Origin of the sequence: Halorussus halophilus (genome assembly GCF_008831545.1) — an archaeon.
GTDB lineage: Archaea > Halobacteriota > Halobacteria > Halobacteriales > Haladaptataceae > Halorussus > Halorussus halophilus.
The window spans coordinates 92,286-111,966 of record NZ_CP044525.1; the positions used below are offsets into that span (position 1 = coordinate 92,286).

Here is a 19,681-nt window from a genome sequence, read left to right on the forward strand (position 1 = left end):
CGGCGGAACTCCTGACTATTTCGAAGCGGCCCCATAAACGTGGTATTATTTACATTAACTAAGGCTGTAGTTTCTCGAGAAGGAAGAAATTAAGCGCCGAGACGGTTTCAATGTCACCGGTATTATTTTATCACCGGGTGTAGAGGTGTGTTCCATGCCAACGAATGGCAAAGAGAACGGCATTGACAGGAGAAGGGTGCTGCAAGCAATAGGTGCAGCAACAGCCGCCGGGCTGGCCGGACGCGGCGGCGCGACACGACAGGAGACGACGACAGAGGGCGGTGGTGGTGGCCTAGGCGAGCGCGTGCCGACGCTGACCTTCCAGTACTGGTCTGACCAAGGTCCGCCGACGGTCCTGTTCGAGGAGACCATCTCGAACATCCAGTCGGTCGCCTCGGAACTCGGTATCCAGATCGAGACGCAGCCGATGACGACAGCCCAAGGGATCACCGCAGTCAGCGACGACGTGCGTGATTTCCACGTCGCGGTCAACAGCCACGGACCCGACCCCGGCAGGCTCGACCCCAACAACCTCCTGCAATCGTACAGCATCGACCGAGCAGGGTCAAACGGAGAGTACAACCCCTCGAACTACGCGAACACGCAGTTCTCGAATCTGGCAGACCAGCAAGAATCCATCGGCGTCCCACAGGAACGCCGACAGGTCGTGGGCGAAGCGATGAGCATCTACTCGGAAGACCTGCCGTTCATCCCGACGATAGAGCGGCCGACGACCGCCGCGATCAACACCGACATGGTTCAGTCCATCGAGGCCGGTGGCGCGGGACTATCCGCAGTCAACTGGTCCGCGCTGGTCGAAAGCGGCGCGCAGACCCAGTCGGGAACAGACACGATTCTGGGGAACCTTCCCGGTGAATTCCTCACGAGCAGCTTCTATCCGACCGTCGGCGACACTGACTCGCTGGGACTGTACACCCAACTGACCCACTCGCCGTTGATGTTGTACAACTCCAACTACGAACGGGTGCCCGTGCTAGCCGAAGGGCTCGGACAGGTTTCCGACGACGGGACGGCAGTCACGTTCAACCTACGGGACGCGACCTTCCACAACGGTGACCCGGTGACGCCCCAAGACGTCAAGTGGACCTACGAGTTCTTGGCCGCCCAGTACCACGAGGGCAACTATCAGTGGACCGCGCTGCCCGAAGAGCTGACCGTCGAGGTCGTCGACGACAGCACGGTCAGGTTCGTCACACCGGAGCCGTCCCCGACACTGGTGACGGCCCAGTTGCCGACGTTCGGGGTGCTACCGCGCGATCCCTACGTCGAGGCCGGTATCGAGGAGAACCCGACCGACTTCGAGGACCCGATGATCGGCGCCGGCCCCTACCGGATAACGCAGTACAACAACCAGGAGAACATCGCACTCGAGCCCCACGACGGGAATCCTCAGTTCGAGGTCCAATCGCCGATGATCCTGCAGATCTACGACAGCGTCTCAGCGGTTCGGCGGGCGTTCGAGAACGGCGAACTCAGCATCGCGGTGACGCTGACGCCCGACGCCGGCCGCCAGATCTCTAACAGAATGGGCGACACCACCCAGATTGTCAACGGTGCGGCGTTCCTCCCGTTCGGGATGATGCCCCAGATGTCGTACGCGCCCGGGATGTTCCGGGAGTTCCGTCAGGCACTATCGTACGCAGTCGACCGCCAGGGCCTCAACGATACCTACGCGTTCGGCGAGTCCGAGGAGGTCACCTACTGCACGTTCAACTCCCAGCAACACCCGTGGTACGACGAGCAGTATCTCACTCAGGTTGGCGGTGAAACGCGCAACGTAGAGGCCGCTCGTCAAGCCCTCTCCGAGGCCGGTTGGGGATGGGACGACCAGGGCAGGCTCCACTACCCGCCGGACGCCAACCTGGAGGCCTGGCCGGAAGGCGAGACGCCCAACCCCGAGAACTTCTGAGGAACAGCACTTTTCTTTCTCCCTTTTCATCGCTACGGCGACGACTTGGCGCAGCGAAGTTCGGTCGAAGACGGCGACGTGGCGCCACCCCGACGTGGGTCAGTCGAACCGGACCTCGTTCCGGAGGGTGCCGACCCCGTCGACCTCAATCTCCACGCTGTCGCCCTCCTCCAGTCGGCCGATTCCCTCAGGGGTCCCCGTGGCGATAACGTCGTCGGGTTCGAGCGTCATCAGCTTCGTTATCTCCTCGATGAGTTCCGCTACCGGGAAGATCATCTTGTCGGTCGTAGCCTCCTGTTTGACCTCGCCGTTCACCCGTGACTGGACCGTCGGGTTTTCGGGCAGTTCGTCCGGCGTCGCCACCACCGGGCCGATCGGCGCGGCGTTGTCGAAGGCCTTCCCGCGAATCCAGTTCTGCTCTTTGCGCTGGTCCTCGCGGTTCGAGAGGTCGTTGACGCAGGTGTACCCCCGTATCACGCTCTCGGCGTCCGACGCGGAGACGTTCCGGCACTGCTCGCCGATGACCACGCCCAGTTCGGCCTCGTAGTCGATGCGCTCCTTTTCTGCCGGCAGGGAGATTGTGTCGCCGTGTGCCGCGAGCGTGTTCGGTCCCTTCAGGAACAGTAGCGGCCGGTCGGGGACCTCCGAATCGGTCTCTGCGGCGTGCTCGGCGTAGTTCCGCCCGATGCAGACGATCTTTGACGGGTCGACCGGCGGGAGCATCCGGACATCGTCTCGGTCGTACGTCCGGCCACCGAAGGTGACGCCGTTGTCGGTCCACTCGCCGCGCCGTTCGCTTCCAGCCGGATCGAGAAATCTCACCCGCTTCATACCTATTCACGACGTCGACCGGTTCCGCAAAGTATCTTATCTATAATTATGATTCAATAGTGCATTATACGAAGGGTTAATCTCTGATATTTCGTCCTGTCTCTCGCCACTTCTTTGGATGTCCATAATCCATCTGTTAGGAATCGACCCGTAATGACGAACGAGTGTCAGGAATTCGTTTGACGTAACTACTGTCGTCCGCTCGCTTTCGACCAACGACCAGATGGTTCTAGACCCAGGTGCATAACCGATTCCGCGCGAGCCGACCTCCCCAGTGTCACTCCGGGTACGACTCGTCCCACGGGCGCTTGCGCTCAAAGGCGGCGCTCGCCGCGAGCACGTCGTCGTCCGCGAACCGTCCACCGACGACCTGCATTCCTACTGGGAGGCCGTCGTCGGTGAATCCGGCCGGAATCGACGCCGCGGGATGACCGCTCATGTTGAACGGTTGGGTGAGAACCCAGCCTCGGAGCGGTTCGACCTCGGTTCCGTCTATCTCGGTCGGATGCTCGCCGTGGGGGAACGGTGGGACCGCGAGCGTCGCCGTCGCGAGGAGGTCGTACTCGGCGAATAGCTCGCGTAGTGCATCGTATATCTGCGTACGGACGACGTCTGCGAGCTTGTACTCCCGGGTGGTTACCGGGTCGGATTCGAGGATGGTCTCGACGGTGACCGGCCGGAGGCGGTCGCGGTCCGCGCCGCGGGGGTCCAGGTTGCGTTCGGTTTCGAGTGCGTCGAACAGTGCCTCCCAGCGCACCTTTGCGAACGTGTAGAACGCGTCGAGAACGTCAGCCTGTTCGAGGTCGAGAGCGGGATCGGCGCGTTCGACGACTGCACCGGCGCGTTCGAAGGCATCGACGGCGTCGTCGAGGACGGCCCGAACTTGAGGGTCGAGCGGATAGATACCGAAGTCCGGGGTGTACGCGACCCGCAATCCGTCTATCGAGCGCTCGGTAGCGGCGACGAAGTCGGTCCCGTCGTCGGGGAGGGTGAAGGGATCGACCGGGTGTGGGCCCGACATCACATCGAGCATCAGTGCGGCATCCTCGACCGAACGGGCCATGGGACCGAGGTGTGTGAACGGTGTGTGGTGGCCGAACGCGTCGGGGCGGCTTTCAATGGGGACGCGACCGAACGACGGCTTCAGACCGTACACGCCGCAGAACGAGGACGGCGTTCGAATGGAGCCCCCGGTGTCCGACCCCTGCGCCAGCGGGACGAGCCGGTCGCCGAGGGCCGCGCCGGCACCCCCGGACGACCCACCGGCATTCCTGTCCGGGTCGAACGGGGTTCCAGTCGGCCCGAAGACCCTGTTGTCGGTCGTACACCCCAGACCGAACTCTGGCGTGTTCGTCTTGCCAATCACGATTGCATCCGCGTCGAGGAGGCGTTCGACGAACGGTGCGTTCGCGTCGGCGACGTGATCCTCCAGCAGTTTCGACCCGTGAGTCGTGACCACCCCAGCAACGTCGTCGAGGTCCTTGATCGCGACCGGGACGCCGGCCAGCGGCCCGAGAGATTCGCCGTTCTCGACTGCCTCGTCCACCTCTCTGGCTGTTTCGCGCGCCAGTTCGTCGGTCACCGTCACAAAGGCGTTGGTTCGGTCGTTCCGTTCATCGATTCGCTTCAACAGTGCTTCGACTATCGCGGTGGCCGTGAGGTCGCCCTCACGGACTCGTCGCGCCACCCCCGCCGCCGTCAAGCCGTGTATCTCGGGATCAGCCATGTCCCCGTACTCGTCGGCGACCTGCAAAAGCTTATCCTCGACCAAGCGACGTGCCGTGTCCGGCCGCCCGAGCGCTCGGTCCGTCCCGCCGACTACTCGTTCGGTTCACCGGCCGTCGACCGGAGATGGTCTATCCGTTCACCGAGTACCGCACGGGCCGCCGAAATTTCGTCGCCGACGCGCAACAGCCGATACCCCTCCTTGAGCGCGGATTCGCCGGCCGCACGGTCGTTGGCTACACATCCGACCGGGACGTCGGCCGCGAGGCACGCGTCCCGAATCGTCGCGACGGCCTCCCGGACCTCCGGATGCTCCTTTTTGACGGGGTAACCCAGCGCGACCGAGAGGTCGGCGGGCCCGATGAAGGCGAACCCGAGTTCGGGCACTGACAGGAGTTCGTCGATGTCTTCAAGTGCGGCCTTCGTCTCGATCATCGTTCCGACGACGATGTCCTCGTCTGCTGGACGCGCTCGCGCGCCCCACGCGTTCGCACGGCCCGTTGTCGCACCGCGGCCACCGGGGTCCCCATCGTACGTGAATCGAGTTTCCGAGACGACATTCCGGAGCTGGGTGGCCGTTTCGACGTGTGGCACGAGGATGGTCCGGACGCCCGCGGCGAGTACCTTCTTGACGATCGTCGGGTCGGGGTCGGGAAGGCGGACCAAGGGTTCGATGTCGGCCGCGTCGGCCGCACGGGTCAACTCGTCGACGACGGTGCTGTCTAGGGGACTGCCGCCAAGTTGTTCGAAGTCGAGCCACGCGAAGTCGAACCCGAGCGCGCCGTACACCTCGATGACGGCGGGCGACATTGTCATCGCCTTCGCGCCGATCACGGGTCTCCCCTCATTCCAGTTGCGGCGAATCGTGTTATTGGATGCCATGGGAGGACTGAAACCGCCCATGGAGTTGAACATTTCGTGGGGAGTACTGGTGGTCGAGCCAGTGCGTGAGAGTTCAGCGTGGGACGACAACCCGCCGATTCAGCATTTTCGAGGTGGAGCCTTCGGCCTCAAGGAGCGAACGTAGTGAGCGAGTAGGCCGGAGAGGAAACCGACATGGTACAACACAACCGCCACACTGCGACCACTCGACTCCCGCATGTTTAAGAACCGTCGAGTACACATCTGAAACATGGAGGTCCGGCGAACCGTGTCCGTCAAACTCGTCGTCCCCGACGAACGCTGCGACGACCTCCACGCATCCGCCCGGCAGTTCCTTCACTGCGCCAACCGTGCCACCGAGTTCTGTTGGTCCAACAACTCCTACACCGAGTGCGTCACGGCCAACACAACCGCACGAGACGCGCTCTACGACGACCTCCGCGACGAAACCGATCTCACCGCGAATCTCGTTCAAGAAGCTATCCGACGCGCCGTCCAAGCAGTCAAAGGATGCGTCGAACGATGGAAGAACGGCAAGCGAGTGAGCCAACCGAAGTTTACGTCGTGGAGTATGCTCTACGACAAGCGCAGTGCCACGTTCTATCGGAACAAAGTCTCGCTCTCGACTGTCAACGGACGTGTCGAGTGTGACTTTGAACTCCCCTCGGACAGCCCCACACCATACGAACGGTACGTGCTGTCAGAGGAGTTCGAGTTCCGTGCAAGTACGCTCCAGTACGACGCCGTGGACGACGAGTTCTACTTCCATATCACCACCCGGAAGTACGACGTAGAAGGAGACGACGGTGGGGACGTAGAGGTTCCGGCAGATACTGAGCACCAAACAGTCCTCGGTATCGACCTCGGCGTTAACAGTCTCGCCGTCTCCTCCACCGGGCGCTTCTGGCACGGAGACGATTACGACCACTGGTGCCGCGAGTTCGAGAAGCGACGTGGCGAGATGCAACAGCGCGGGACGCAAGCCGCTCACAACGCCCTGCTTCGCCTCGGCAAACGCGAAGAAGCATGGCGGAAACAGTACATCCACACGGTCGCTAACGAAGTCGTCACGGAAGCCCTCGAACACGACTGCAATGTAATCGTGTTCGAGGATTTGACCGATATTCGAGAGCGACTTCCACAGGCGAAGTGGCACCACGTATGGGCGTTCCGACGTTTGTTCAAGTACGTCTCCTACAAGGCTCCGGAGCGGGGTATCTCCGTAGAACAAGTCGAGCCGAACCATACATCCCAACGCTGTTCTCGGACGGACTGTGGGTTCACGCACGACGATAACCGCCATGGAGAACATTTTGAGTGCCAGAAGTGCGGCTACGAGGTCAACGCGGACTACAACGCAGCGAAGAACATCGGGACGCGGTACGCTCGAAAGCGGAGACACAGACTCCGTTCCTCGCCCACGTCGGGGAGCGGAGACGCACCAGTAGACGTGCGTGTGAATGGTGGGGCGTTGAACGGCGAGAGTTACCGGCCTATTGCCGGGGACTGACTGCCGGGAGTCCACATTAAAGCCCCACCCTCAAGGACCGAGGCGCGTCAGCGCCGAGGGAGTAGGGTGGGGTAGTTTACCCAGTTCCGTTACGAAGCTAAACCCATTACGGTCCAGGCTTCGGGGACTCGTTCTAACGCAGATGAGCACAAACGAGCGTCCGGTGGATAAGCTTAAGAACGGGTTATTTGTACAAATCCTATGGCAGTCGTTGAAGGAAGCTGTAGGTACGTTCTAGACCCAGACGACCCCGAAACATGGGGTGGTCGTGAAGGTGATGAATGCCACGTCGATGATGAAATACTGAATGAAGACGGTGTATGGACGTGCCCACACAGTGCCGAAAGGGATGGTGAGTTCTGTGTATTTCATCAACCAACGACTGAGAAAGACGATGAAGACGTCGTCGAGGCCCTCCGAGAAATCATCGAGACAGCCACCAAGAGCGATGAGAACGACCAGCAGAATGAACTCTTAGGCTTTCTTGGTGCACGATTCGGAACGGTTGATCTGAGCGAGAACCCACTTGACCTCACAACCACGAAAAGTGGACTGGATTTCTCCTACGCTTCGATTGAGGGCGAATGGGATTGGTCTGATTCGATACTCAATATCCCGTACATTCGATTTATTGGCGCTTCATTCTCGGGGAATGTGAAATTCCGGGACGTAGTCTTCGGGGGTGAGATTAACTTTCGCGGAGTGGAATTCAGGCGCAATGCGAGTTTCTTGTGTGCGGAGTTCAATGGTTCGACGACGTTCGATCAAGCAGAGTTTCGAGGCTACGCAAACTTCATCGATACAGTATACGAGACGAATGCCAGTTTCGTAGAAACCACGTTCAGGGAGCTAACGCGGTTTCGAGACGTGGAATTCAAGGACGAGTGTAGCTTCAATCAAGCAGTATTCGGGGACACCGCAAATTTCAGTGATGGCGAATACGTTGGAGTAGCGAAGTTCTACGGTGTCGAGTTCAATGGGTCGGCTTACTTCCGGGGCACGAACTTCACCGGGGAGACCTACTTCCGGAATGCGAAGTTCAGTGAACGGTCTGATTTTGTCGAGGTGAATCTCCAGGGCGTAACGTTCATCGATGCAGACGTCTCCGACGTCCGCTTCACTGACGCTGATTGCCGTGAGGCGAACTTCGAATCAGCGATCATGAGCCGCACAACCTTATTCGGAGCTGACTTCCGGGGCGCGAAACTCTCGGGAGCGATTCTCGGCGATGTCCGAGTTGACCAGGACACCCGGTTTCTTGGACATCACGATACCGAGACCGAATCGTCTCCACACAGTCGGTCACTGATTCGTTCCCGACCGTGCTGTGTGTATGACCCCGACTACGAGCAGGATACTAACTTCGAGGATGTTGACAAGGCAAAAAGCGTGTATCGAGCACTCGAAGAGCTTGGACGACGAGCGGCTCGCCCTCGATTACAAGCACAGTGTTTCGTCCGACGCCAAGACCTCCAGAAGAACGCCTACTGGAATGTGGCTACTGATCCCGAGACATCTCTCAGAGAGCGATTGATCGCTGGATCCCGGTGGAGTCGAGCGCGAACTGCAGAATTAGTAATCCTGTACGGCGAGAGCCCGTGGCGAATCATCGCCTATAGTCTCGGTGTGATTCTTACGTTTGGATTGCTCTATCCCCTGGGTGGATGGGTGAGAACTACCGCAACTACTGGCTCCCAGTCACCGGTGACGTATGCGCGGATTGTTGAAGACCCGATGTTACTCTGGAAGAGTATCTATCACAGTGCGATGTTGTTCGCGACGGGGAATCGCTACGGCGGAGTCATGGCTGTCAATTTCACTGGTGAAGTACTCACAGCCACAGAAGCCCTCCTCGGACCAACACTATTAGCACTATTAGTGTTCGTGCTCGGTCGAAGAGCCGCTCGATAACCCTCCATCGAATGCATGCCGGTCGGGGTTCCATAGCTCGGGTCGAACTACTTGGGTCGAGCGGACAAGTACACCGTCCCAGAAGACACCAAGTGCCGCGGCTCGATTGTAGGCTCGGGTGTGGTTCTGGAAATCGTCGACCGAGTCGTTCGATGCGGAGAGGACACAGAATTCTAAGGTCCGCTGGATAGCGGCGAACGACATCTCGATGACGCTCGTGTGGTAGCCATCGTGATCGCTGAGGGTGCGACATGCGTCGAGAAGACGGCACGCCTTTCGATACTGTCAAATCGGGGGTTGATTAGCCTCTGGATCGAGGTTTTCGTCCTCGAATCTAAATTTCCGGCGAGAGCCTACGGTGTGATGACGGCGCGACCCTCAATTTCGCCGTGTTCGAGCCGTTCAGCGACCGTGTTGATGTCAGCGAGGTCGTAGCGCGTGGTCCGCAACTCGACTTCGCCCTGTTCGACTAACGCAACGAGTTCTTGGAGTTCAGTGTATTTCCCGACGAGGGTGCCGCGATACGAGAATTCCCCGTCGACGAGTGCTTGGGCGGGTTCGTGGACGTGCCCGCCGTACCCGACGACGTGGTGGTCGCCGCCAGCAGCGACGATGTCTGGTGCGTACCCCGTCGTCTCGTCGGCGCCAACGAAATCGAGGACCTGTGCGACACCTGTTTCATCGGTCAGGTTCCCAATCGCGTCTGGCACGTCCTCGTCCGTGGGATTGATGGTGTGGTGTGCGCCGAGGTCGGTCGCCAGGTCGAGCGCATCGTCTTTCAGGTCGATTGCGGTGATGGTCGCTGCACTCATCGCATCGAGACATTGGAGGCCGATATGGCCGAGACCACCGACCCCGATGACGACTGCGTGGTCACCAGGGTTCAGCTCGCGCACAGCCTTCTTCACTGCATGGTAGGCTGTGATTCCGGCGTCGGCGTGTGGTGCAATATCAGTCGGGTCGACGCCGTCGGGAAGCGGGATAACAGCTCGTTCGTTCGTGAGCAAGTACTCAGCAAAGCCACCGTCCGTGGTGAGACCGTTGAACGCACTGTTCTCACAGTACATGTCTTCTCCGAGGCGACAGGGCCGACACGTCCCACACGTCTGGACGGGATGACAGATAACGGGGTCGCCCTCCGAGACAAGTGTAACGTCGTTGCCGACCTCCGAGACGATACCTGCGTTTTCGTGGCCGAGCGTCATTGGCAGTTCTTGGGGGACGTATTCGGTCCACATTCCCTCGATGATGTGATTATCCGTCTGACACCATCCTGCGCCTTCGACTTCGACGACCACGTCGTCCGGTTGGTTTGCAGTGGGGCGGTCGATCTCCTCAATCGCAAGCGCGCTGCTCATGTCGTCAGTGTATTCGTGGAGTCTCGCTGCTTGCATGATCGTCTCTTCTATCGTGACCGCAGACAGTAAGTGGCGTGGCCGTGCTTCACAAACACCGTACATTTTGTTGGGAGTTTGTCTGCGCTTGCAGGGGTGCAGGCGTACTCGGTCAACATCGAACTTACGTCTGGGCGAGTGACCACCAGTGACGACAGATATCCAGAGAAAATCCAAGCCGCTGACGATGACTTTCTCGAATTGACTTGCATACTCAAGCGTGTTGTCGTGGTGTGAAATTACAGAGTATCTGGTATTATAGCGTGCGTCCGAGGACTGTTAGTGGGCATATTCGTCGAACGGGAAATTCAGCTACATACAGCCGAGCAAGTGCACCAATAGTCGCTTGCATCAACCGATGACCGTGTGCTGAAACACCCACTATATTCAGCAAACCGTTCGTGTCAGGCGTTGAGGATTCCAAGGTTTGACCGATTCAAACCGGTTCGACACCTGAAGAGGTTATCCCGCTTGACCACCGAGAACCTGTATGCAGTGGTGCGACAAGCCAACGAAAGCACCCGAGAGTACGGGTATGAGAACCCAGAATCGGAGCCCGAAGGGGGAAGTGGCGTGACCGACGACCCCCTCCCAGCCGAACACCTCTCGCCGCTCGCCACACTCGTCGACGAGGTACTCGCGGAACTCGGCTACGAGGTGGCGGCCGCCATCGACGCCATCGACGACGCTGTCCCCGGCTACGGCGGTCTCTTCGACCCCGCAACCAGCCCAGACGAACTGCGTCGCGCGCTCGAAAATCTGCAGGCGTCAGGACTCACCCGACCATCCATCCCCAAACCGGCGAGCGACGCATTCGTCCTCTACGTCGATGGCAGTTCACGTGGCAATCCTGGCCCTGCAGGTGCTGGCGCGGTCATCATGGACGGTGCGGAGAAAGAACTTGCTCGTCTCGGCCGACCCGTCGGGTCTCGGACGGGAAACAACACCGCCGAGTACGTTGCCCTCCAACTCGGACTCTCCGAACTGTTGGCTCGCTACGAGCCACGTAAGCTGGAGGTACGCATCGATTCGATGACGGTCATCCGAGACGTCTGGGGTGGCGATGACCCGACGGAACCGGGCGTCGAGACGTACAGCGAGGCCGTCACGGCCGCACTGTCGAGCATCCCGGAACACCACTACACGCATCTGGCCGACAGCGACCCGAATCCCGCCGACGCACTGGCGACAGTGGGAGCCGATATCGCGGCCTTTGGCCCGGGATAGCAGCGGTACGCCGCTTCAATTTCGAAATTGCGATTGGCAGACGCCGAGTGGGAGTCTTGACCTGACGCAAACGGAGCAGAAATGAGGGGCTTGTTACAGCTATTCGAGGAGAACGTCCACGACTTCAGTCGTGAGTCGATTCCGATTTACGACGCGCAGGGCTACTTCGTCGAGAACGAACTCGACCACTACAGCATCAACGGCTTCATGCTCGAGTCAGGCCGGTTGCACACCGAAGCCAACGAACTCGTCATCTACGTCCAGCACGAGCATCCGATGGCTCCAGAGAGGGTGCAGAACTGGCTGCCAGCCCCCGAAGGGGCATGCGTTTTGCGCCGCGATTCTACGGTCTCCGCTGGTCGGTGGTCGACGGGTCCTATGACATGCCCGAGGTCGTCTCCGCGAAAGGGTAACGGCTTCAAACCCTGTCTCCACACAGACAGGTTGGAACGTCTTGACCGAGAACTTCGTAGCCAGCGGTTGCTCGCCGATCTATGAACCGTGTCTCTACGCTGTGGGACTCGAATTCGCTGTTATCGGCCGCTGGGCAGACAGTATCGCACCACTCCCGACGATAATGGCATGTCTCCCCTCCGGTCGGACGGTGTAGACGGAGCCTTCGCGCCTCCAAGTAGTAACATTCGTTACGACGGTGATTACGTCCAAATAACTATCCGCCTCCCTCTCATCTGGGTTCGTCACCGAAATGGGGTGGCCGTGGTGAACGAACACCGTGACAGCGGCGTCGTCTGGAAGTCACAGTCGGGTGGGGAAGGTCTGTTCGGGAACCACGCAAGCGACCCGGAGATATGAGCCATGTGCAATGACGCACACGAGACGACGACTGAATCGAACTCCGAACCGCTACGGGCAACCCGCCGAAGCGCACTTCGTGGAGCAGGTCTCGCCGGTTTACTCGTGATGGGCGGTGGCGCCAGTGCCCGCCAAGACGCTCCGGGCGCGAACGCCCAGCAGACGGCGACAGATGACGAGACCGTGCCGGTGACGTGGAAGAACTACTCACGCGCCAACTGTCAGACGTCGTTCCAAGCAGCCGTCGACGAGGGCGGGTTCGGACAGCTCTATCATTACAGGGAGATCACTCCTGTCAGTAATCAGTTGGACGTCGAGCCTAATCGTGACACGATTTACTCACTCGGGGTGTTCGATCTGACCGAGCCAGTCACTATTACGCTCCCAGACACCGGTGACCGCTACCAGTCGATGAACGTCCAGAACGAGGACCAATATGTGAAGCTGTACGCCGACGAACCCGGCACGTACACGATCACACAAGATATGGTAGGGGCTCGGTATGCCGGCGTCCTGATTCGCACATTCGTCGACCCTACCGACCCGGACGATATAACGCAAGTCCGGCAACTCCAGGACGAGACCGTCGTGGAACAAGCATCGGCTGGCTCGTTCGAGATTCCCAACTGGGACCAGCAATCATTCAAACAACTCGACGACGCGCTCACGACAGTTTTTATCACGCTCGAGAATTTCTCGGGTGCATATGGTGACGTCGGCCAGGTCGACCCGGTGAAATTTTTCGTCGCCAGTCCGTCAGGCTGGACTGGCGTCCCGCAGCCGTCGGAAGCGCTCTTCCTCCAACGGATTCCCTCCCAGAATGATGGCACAACGCCATACACACTCACCGTTAAGAATGTCCCCGTCGACGCGTTCTGGTCAGTCACTGTCTACAACCGTGACCTCTACCTCGAAGAGAACGAGTACGACGCGTATTCGATCAACAATGTGACCGCAGAGCGGAATGACGATGACAGTGTCACGATTCACTTTGGCGGCGACCCCGACCAGCCGAACTTCATCTACACGCCAGAAGGATGGCATTATATCGTCCGGCTCTACCAACCCCGCGAGCCGATTCTCGACGGGAGTTATCAGTTCCCCGAATCTCAACCGGTGAAGTGACAACGTAATACCAATCGTCATGAGCAACGAGAAACTCGATACGACGGCTAACTCGAACTCCGAACCACTGCGGGCGACTCGCCGCACCGCGCTTCGCGGAACGGGTCTCGCCGGATTACTCGCAATGGGCGTCGGCAGCACTAGCGCCCGCCAAGACGCTCCGGGCGCGAACGCCAAGCAGACGTCAGCAAATGACGAGTCGGTTCCAGTAACGTGGGAGAACTATCCGCGCGCCAACTGTCATGCTAAATGGCAGGCAACCGTCGACGATGGCGGGTTTGGACAGTTCTATCATCTCCGAAGTCTCACCCCTATCGACGAGCAGTTTACCATCGGGGTGAATCGTGACACGCTCTACTCGTTTGGGGTGTTCGATCTGACCGAGCCAGTCACCATCACGCTCCCAGACACCGGTGACCGCTACCTGTCGATGAACGTCCAGAACGAGGACCAGTACGGAAAGCTGTGCGTCTACGATCCGGGTGAATACACGATAACACGAGACCTAACGGGCACTCGGTATGCTGGCGTCGCAATCCGCATATTTGTCGATCCCGACGACACGGACGACGTGAACCAAGTCCGGCAACTCCAGGACGAGATTATCGTAGAGCAAGCATCGGCTGGCTCGTTCGAGATTCCTAACTGGGACCGGCAATCACACGAACAACTCACCAACGCGCTTAATACAGTCGTAGCCACGGTAGACAACTTCTCGGGTGGGTATGGTGACATCGACGAGGTCGATCCCGTGAAATTCTTCCTCCTCTCTACGTCAGGGTGGACCGGCGTTCCGCAACCGTCAGAAGCGTTATTCTTCTTTCGGGCTCCCGCCCAGAATGACGGCGACACGCCACACACACTCACCGTCGAGGACGTCCCCGTCGACGGATTCTGGTCGGTCAGCGTCTACAACCGTGACCTGTTCTTCGAGAAGAACCAATACGACGCGTATTCGGTCAACAACGTGACCGCTGAACCGAACGATGATGGCAGCGTCACCATCCACTTCGGTGGTGACCCCGACCAGCCGAATTTCCTCTATACCCCGAAGGGGTGGAACTACGTGGTTCGACTCTACCAACCGCGCGAGCCACTCATCGATGGGAGTTATCAATTCCCCGAGGCCCAGCCAGTCGAGTGAGGCAAACGTGTAGATTTTGGTCTTGACGCTTCAGGCGACTGAATCGCCGCGATATCGAATATCTACTTGTCTGCTCTCTTTTACATCGCGATTAGCAAGAATAGACTTATAGGAGAGGTTGTGGCTGCGCGCGCAGCGGAGCGAGCACCGAGCGGTGGGTGGGGAGGCGGGCGTCGGGTGGACGGTAGCAAAAAGAAGCGATTCCGCCAGCCCTGCTATCTGAATCTCCCCGACTTACGCTCTCGTGCGATCACTTCCGTCGGAGTCGCTCGTCCATGTCTCGCTTTGTAGGCGTCATGCAACTCCCGAGAGTATCGCACAATCACGCTCTTCGAGGTTGGGCACACCCGACTCGCCACTTCTGCCACCCCCGCCTGCGTCACGGTCTTCCCGGCGGTCAACCTTCCGCCGCGTACACGGCCGTCCCGGCCATGGCCACACGTGACCGCCAGCTTCAATCGAGTGCTGTGGCACCAGCAGGTTTTTCCAAACAGCAGTACAATCGATGTGTATGAGCCTCACAACGGACGACTTCAAGGAGTTCATGGTCTCGGACCCCGAGGACGATGAGGCCGTTCCCCTCGGTGATGCACTTGCAGAGCTGTCTGTCGACGTCGAAGTCGATTCCGTCGAAGCCGTTCGCGATATCCGTGAACGATTATGAGGGTCCTGCTGGATACGAACGTTCTGGTTGCTGCGGTTACACGCGATACGCAACGTTCCGACGATGCACTCGAATTACTCAATGAAGCCGATGATGCGTACGTCTCCGTGCTGAATCTGATGGAACTCCGGAGTGTACTCACCAAAAAGAAGCAGTTTGAGCGCGACCGAATCGATCAAATTGAGCAGCGGATCACCTCACGTACCACAGTCACATTTCCGGACGCGTCAGACATGATGGCAGCTAACCAACTTCAGTCTGAAACACTGCTCTATCCGATGGATGCACTCGTCCTTACAGCCGCGAATGCTATTGATGCGACGCTTGTTTCGTTCGACAACGAGCTAGTCGAACATGGCGCAGAACAGCCCACCAACGTACTCTGATCTCGTCTTCGAGACGCTATCTCTCGGCATCAGTGTGGCCTGCAGTCCTCGGGCATTCGCTGTTCAACACGGTGCTGGTGTACATCTATTCGAACTTCACGAGCACCATCAGTGAAACCGCAACCACGACATTCTGGGTTTACACAGTGATGAGTTGGCTCGTCTGGATTGGACTAATCGCGGTCACTGCGCAGACTGTACGTCGTCGTGGCGCAGATGCCCCCGTGACCGTCCAGCAGCCAGCCACAACACGGATGACGTCCAACGAAGAATAATCGACCAACTAGTAGATACCCAGTCCTACCTAACGGCTGATTCAGCGGGAAAGCTATCACAACAATAGGATTTCAACAGAGCCACCGAGGACTACAATCTCAGTGAGATCACGAGCATTCAGTTCAACAGGGGACTTCGAAAGAGCAAGCTGAAACTACAGGGGTCGGCAATCGACGATGCATATCTAACGACGAAACGTCACGGGCAGGCGTTCGCCAGTGCGGCCCGGGAACTGATGGCGAAATAAGACCGATTCTACCGATTTGAAGGGTGCCAGTAGTTGGGGCTACTGGTCGTCTAGGAGGGAGTCAGGGTTCCGGTTGTTTCGAGCCGACAACACCACACTCTCTGCATCTGCGCGAATCGACTGGTTTGTCGAGCCATAGACGAACCGTCGAAGCGGACCTATCGTAGGTGCACCGAGCACGGTAAGATCGTAGTATGTCGACTGCTCTACGATAGCGTCAGTAGTCTCTTCGGCTTCGAGAATCCACGTAGTCGTCGTTTCTGGACGCGCAATGCGTTGATAGGCCGCCTCCACAAATTCACTGGCTCTTCTTCGTTCTTCGTTCGATGGGTCCTCGTCCACGACATGCAGAATATCGATCCATGCATCGAACTGCGAGGCGATTGTCTGTGCGATATCTGCGGCCAAGCCAGAATGTGGTCCTCCCGCAATCGGAAGGAGGATCGATGGAACCTCATCGTAGCCTGGCTCTCCATTGACCACGATTACGTCACAGTCTACTGCGACACTGATTCGTTCCGGGAGATTCCGCCGAAGAACGCCGTTTGATGTCGTACTGGGCAGGACAACAGTATCGCTATCGTACCGGTCCACCGATTCTAGTACGGCTTCGACAAGTCGCCGCCCGTACCGGAAGCTTCCGCTTACGTCCTGGGTTGTTGTCGCAGCTTCGTCCAGTGCCCATTGAAGTAGTTCGTGATCGTTTTCGTCTGGAATCCGCTCTTGCAATCCCCTCGGTGTTTGTTGGGGGACTCGAACTGGATTGACAATTTGTAGCGAGGCGTCTTTCACACGAGCGAGAGTGGCAGCGACCTTTATTTGGTCCGCTATTGCGGGGACAGATGGGTTGAGTAGTGGGACGAGTATCTGCTCACCCTCGAAGTTACCCGCGATGTACGGCCGGTCGTGGGTTGATCCCCTACCTGAAAACCAGCCGATATCGAACTGCGTGAAGCTCATAGCGACGCATTGCGAGTACACCCCGATAAATCTAGAGGGTAGTTCAGAGCAGTGGCGCCCGCAACTCTTGCAGGGTTCTTGTTCTGAATACTCTTCGAACCACGATCACTCAAGCAGACGGGTCGTACCTCTTCACGACAACAATGCAGCGTCTCGATACCTCAAGAGTGGATTGGTGATGGATACAATTTCGTGCGTGTCTAGACTGCTGACGGGTCAATGGTTCAGACGATGGCCAATTTGTCCGGGATGACCACCCGCTACTACTAACCAACAAATTCTCTGCTATCGCTAGGTGTTGGTTAGCTCTAGATATCACGTCGTGACGAGACCCACACCGCGTAGTGCAGAACGACACACATCAGTTACGACTACTCGTCAGTTGTGGACTCAAGTACGATATCCACGGCCGTCTTGTTCGAAGGCCCAACCGACTCATGGTGTGCAAAACGCGCAATCTGTGCTTGTGCGTCTGCGACAGTGACAGTACCAAGCGCCATCTCATCCAAGAGGTCGGTATACAATTCCAGTTCAGCAGTTACATCGTCCATGATCTGTTCGCGTGCATCTCGATACGACTGTTCTTCATCGATGAACACGGCGAGTTTCGTACTGTACTCGCGCAAATTTGCTTTCGATTGCTCACTGACTGCGGGATGGTCAAGCAACGCAGTCGCCGATAATTCCATCACGTCCGATTCGTTCGTTGTGGCTTGTATCTCGCTCCGAGCGAACTGCTTTACCATCTCAAATTTCGACAGTAGTTCAGTCCGCTCGTCCACACTCGAGTCAAGCCAGTCCTCTATTATCGAGATAGCAGTCCCGACAGCCTCAATCCGGCTTGCGAGCAGCTGATCGAACTCGACAGTACTCTCAGAGCCAACAACCTGCACTCTCTCCACAAACGTCGCCATCAGCACCCTCCGAAACGCTTGCCCAATAGTCGTACACCCCTCGAACCAGTATCGACAGAATAGCTATGACTGGTCGGGCAGTGTGTGGGTGACGGCTGATGTCGTCTCATATGTCCTCTTGGCGCTATCCTCACTTTGTTCTCTCGGGCACCCTGTAAGGGGCCATACAAATGACACCGTGGTCGAAAACGCGTTCATGACGGTGGATGCATTGGTCAAGGAGGGACGTGAGTATTACTGGCCAGTAACACCGGAGAGTATACCAGTAGTACCTGCGAGGATGTCTCATATGGAGGTCCTCGTTTTCACGATATCGAGAAACCTTCGGAAAGAATGCACTATCCACGAAATCGGCTTGCAATCAGACTACCTGACTGGAATCTAGCTAACCAACAGAGTGGAAGAATAATTCTAATCTGTTGGTTAGCTGCTCAACGATGAGAGTTCAGTACTCCAGCAAGAATCAATCACGGATCGGATTCTATTATCTGAATGTACTGAGGACCACATTTTTGTAGCTACCATTACCGCATCTTAGACAACAAGTGAAACACCTTCGGATTCTCACGGTAATCGTTCTCGTCGTCCTCGCAGGTTGCGGTGGGACACTCTCTGAAACACCTACCTCAACAACCCAGGAGCAGACGACACAGAAATCAACCTCAATACAAACCACTACGACACCCGAGACAGCCACCGAAACTCCAACTGAAACAACAACGGACACCGTATCCCAAACGACATCGACGAGCACTCAAGCCACGACAAGTCAGCAAGCCACCGAACAATCAGCCGACAATCCATGGAACAGGTACCGAGTGACAGTCGGCATCGACCAGAACGCAAACCTGTCGCGGGATATTCGACCACTGGTCAATGAGACGCTTCGGTACTGGAACGAGAACGCAACCCGGTACGGTGACTACGACGTACAATTCGTCTCTACTCCAAGTAGTGATGCTGACCTCGTCGTCAACTTCACTGCGAACGTGACGAAGTGTGGCATCGAGCGAGACAATCGGACACTTGGGTGTGCCCCAATCTTGGAACCCAATTCGAAAGTCGATCAGGAAACCGTCGAAATTGAAGCGGGATATACGAACAAGACGACACTGAAGATTTTGAAACACGAGTTCGGTCACGTGATGGGACTCGAGCACGGCGCGGAGCCAATGCCACTCATGGCCGCTGTCGACAACGAAACGGAGAGGTGGCCTGATCGAAACCTCGCGGACCGTGCGTGGCCGCGGCAATCGAGTAATCTCTCCGTTTACTACTCACTTGAGAATGTCTCTGAACCAGACCGAGAGGAGTATCGCGAGCAGATACAGCACGCGCTCGATTACTACGCGAACGGCGCAGACGGTTACGTGCCAGCAAACGTCTCGTTCACTCGGACGACGAACCAGTCTGGGGCAGATGTAGTGGTCGAATTTCCAGAGAGTACTGAGTGCGGTGGCGAGCGTGTTGAGGAGGGGTCGTGTGCGTCTCAATGGGTTATAAACACGGACCAAGACGAGGCCGCAGAATACCTCGGGACCACGGAAATCGCAATCATGGGAATGGATGCAGATGCTGTTGGTTGGCACGTCGGCGTCTGGTTAGCTGACTCGTTCGGTCTTGAGGAACGACCACCGCCATTCGTCGATGCAGACTACGACGAACGCCGAGACGAGTGGTGGAACTGACGGTAGCAGCGTTCGATTACTGGGGTAGTTGACACCCGTGCTTGCTTCAGCGGT

16 protein-coding genes are annotated in these 19,681 nt (G+C 57.9%); 10 read left to right on the forward strand and 6 right to left on the reverse strand.

The genetic code is table 11. The features are described 5' to 3' along the window. Positions 1-154: 154 nt before the first annotated feature. Positions 155-1,930 (forward strand): ABC transporter substrate-binding protein, encoded by a 1,776-nt coding sequence (locus F7R90_RS21145; protein ID WP_158059558.1) that lies wholly within the window; start codon positions 155-157, stop codon positions 1,928-1,930. Positions 1,931-2,029: 99 nt separating this feature from the next. On the opposite strand, the gene F7R90_RS21150 is transcribed toward F7R90_RS21145, so the two are convergent. The 3 genes from F7R90_RS21150 to F7R90_RS21160 form a co-directional block, all read right to left on the reverse strand. Continuing rightward, a complete protein-coding gene (locus F7R90_RS21150; RefSeq protein WP_158059559.1) occupies positions 2,030-2,761 on the reverse strand; it encodes a fumarylacetoacetate hydrolase family protein in 732 nt (243 codons plus the stop codon). Positions 2,762-3,038: 277 nt separating this feature from the next. After that, positions 3,039-4,487: an amidase gene (locus F7R90_RS21155; protein ID WP_158059560.1), complete on the reverse strand. Its 1,449-nt coding sequence runs from the start codon at positions 4,485-4,487 to the stop codon at positions 3,039-3,041. A 92-nt stretch (positions 4,488-4,579) separates the two neighbouring features. Further along, entirely contained in the window at positions 4,580-5,368 is a 789-nt protein-coding gene (locus F7R90_RS21160; RefSeq protein WP_158059561.1) for an HpcH/HpaI aldolase family protein, read from the reverse strand. A gap of 250 nt (positions 5,369-5,618) precedes the next feature. On the opposite strand from F7R90_RS21160, the gene F7R90_RS21165 reads away from it, so the two are divergent. Together F7R90_RS21165 and F7R90_RS21170 are read left to right on the forward strand one after the other, a co-directional pair. Next, on the forward strand, positions 5,619-6,878 hold the full coding sequence (locus F7R90_RS21165; protein ID WP_158059562.1) for an RNA-guided endonuclease InsQ/TnpB family protein: 1,260 nt from the start codon (positions 5,619-5,621) through the stop codon (positions 6,876-6,878). 201 nt (positions 6,879-7,079) lie between these two features. Then, a complete protein-coding gene (locus tag F7R90_RS21170; RefSeq protein WP_158059563.1) occupies positions 7,080-8,789 on the forward strand; it encodes a pentapeptide repeat-containing protein in 1,710 nt (569 codons plus the stop codon). Between the two features lie 353 nt (positions 8,790-9,142). Here the strand turns inward: F7R90_RS21170 and F7R90_RS21175 are convergent, their stop codons facing one another. Continuing rightward, a complete protein-coding gene (locus F7R90_RS21175) occupies positions 9,143-10,183 on the reverse strand; it encodes an NAD(P)-dependent alcohol dehydrogenase (RefSeq protein WP_158059564.1) in 1,041 nt (346 codons plus the stop codon). Positions 10,184-10,756: 573 nt separating this feature from the next. On the opposite strand from F7R90_RS21175, the gene F7R90_RS21180 reads away from it, so the two are divergent. From F7R90_RS21180 to F7R90_RS21200, 6 genes are all read left to right on the forward strand, one after another. Next, positions 10,757-11,410, forward strand: coding sequence for a ribonuclease HI family protein (locus tag F7R90_RS21180; RefSeq protein WP_158059565.1), 654 nt, complete (start codon positions 10,757-10,759; stop codon positions 11,408-11,410). 81 nt (positions 11,411-11,491) lie between these two features. After that, positions 11,492-11,908, forward strand: coding sequence for a DUF1214 domain-containing protein (locus F7R90_RS21185; RefSeq protein WP_225741389.1), 417 nt, complete (start codon positions 11,492-11,494; stop codon positions 11,906-11,908). Between the two features lie 318 nt (positions 11,909-12,226). After that, positions 12,227-13,348: a DUF1214 domain-containing protein gene (locus tag F7R90_RS21190; protein WP_158059566.1), complete on the forward strand. Its 1,122-nt coding sequence runs from the start codon at positions 12,227-12,229 to the stop codon at positions 13,346-13,348. A gap of 19 nt (positions 13,349-13,367) precedes the next feature. Further along, on the forward strand, positions 13,368-14,492 hold the full coding sequence (locus F7R90_RS21195) for a DUF1214 domain-containing protein (protein WP_192498525.1): 1,125 nt from the start codon (positions 13,368-13,370) through the stop codon (positions 14,490-14,492). Between the two features lie 511 nt (positions 14,493-15,003). Then, a complete protein-coding gene (locus tag F7R90_RS22430; RefSeq protein WP_192498526.1) occupies positions 15,004-15,156 on the forward strand; it encodes a hypothetical protein in 153 nt (50 codons plus the stop codon). Beyond that, positions 15,153-15,542 carry a type II toxin-antitoxin system VapC family toxin gene (locus tag F7R90_RS21200; protein ID WP_158059567.1) on the forward strand — a complete coding sequence of 130 codons (390 nt, stop codon included), beginning with the start codon at positions 15,153-15,155 and terminating at the stop codon, positions 15,540-15,542. Before F7R90_RS22430 ends, F7R90_RS21200 begins: the two co-directional genes overlap by 4 nt. A gap of 562 nt (positions 15,543-16,104) precedes the next feature. Here the strand turns inward: F7R90_RS21200 and F7R90_RS21205 are convergent. Together F7R90_RS21205 and F7R90_RS21210 are read right to left on the reverse strand one after the other, a co-directional pair. Continuing rightward, the gene (locus tag F7R90_RS21205) at positions 16,105-17,025 is read right to left on the reverse strand and encodes a universal stress protein (RefSeq protein ID WP_158059568.1); all 921 of its coding nucleotides are present in this window, start codon (positions 17,023-17,025) and stop codon (positions 16,105-16,107) included. 371 nt (positions 17,026-17,396) lie between these two features. Beyond that, positions 17,397-17,939: a hypothetical protein gene (locus F7R90_RS21210; RefSeq protein ID WP_158059569.1), complete on the reverse strand. Its 543-nt coding sequence runs from the start codon at positions 17,937-17,939 to the stop codon at positions 17,397-17,399. 818 nt (positions 17,940-18,757) lie between these two features. Here F7R90_RS21210 and F7R90_RS21215 point away from each other — a divergent pair. After that, positions 18,758-19,627, forward strand: coding sequence for a matrixin family metalloprotease (locus F7R90_RS21215; protein WP_192498509.1), 870 nt, complete (start codon positions 18,758-18,760; stop codon positions 19,625-19,627). The last annotated feature ends 54 nt before the right edge of the window (positions 19,628-19,681 follow it).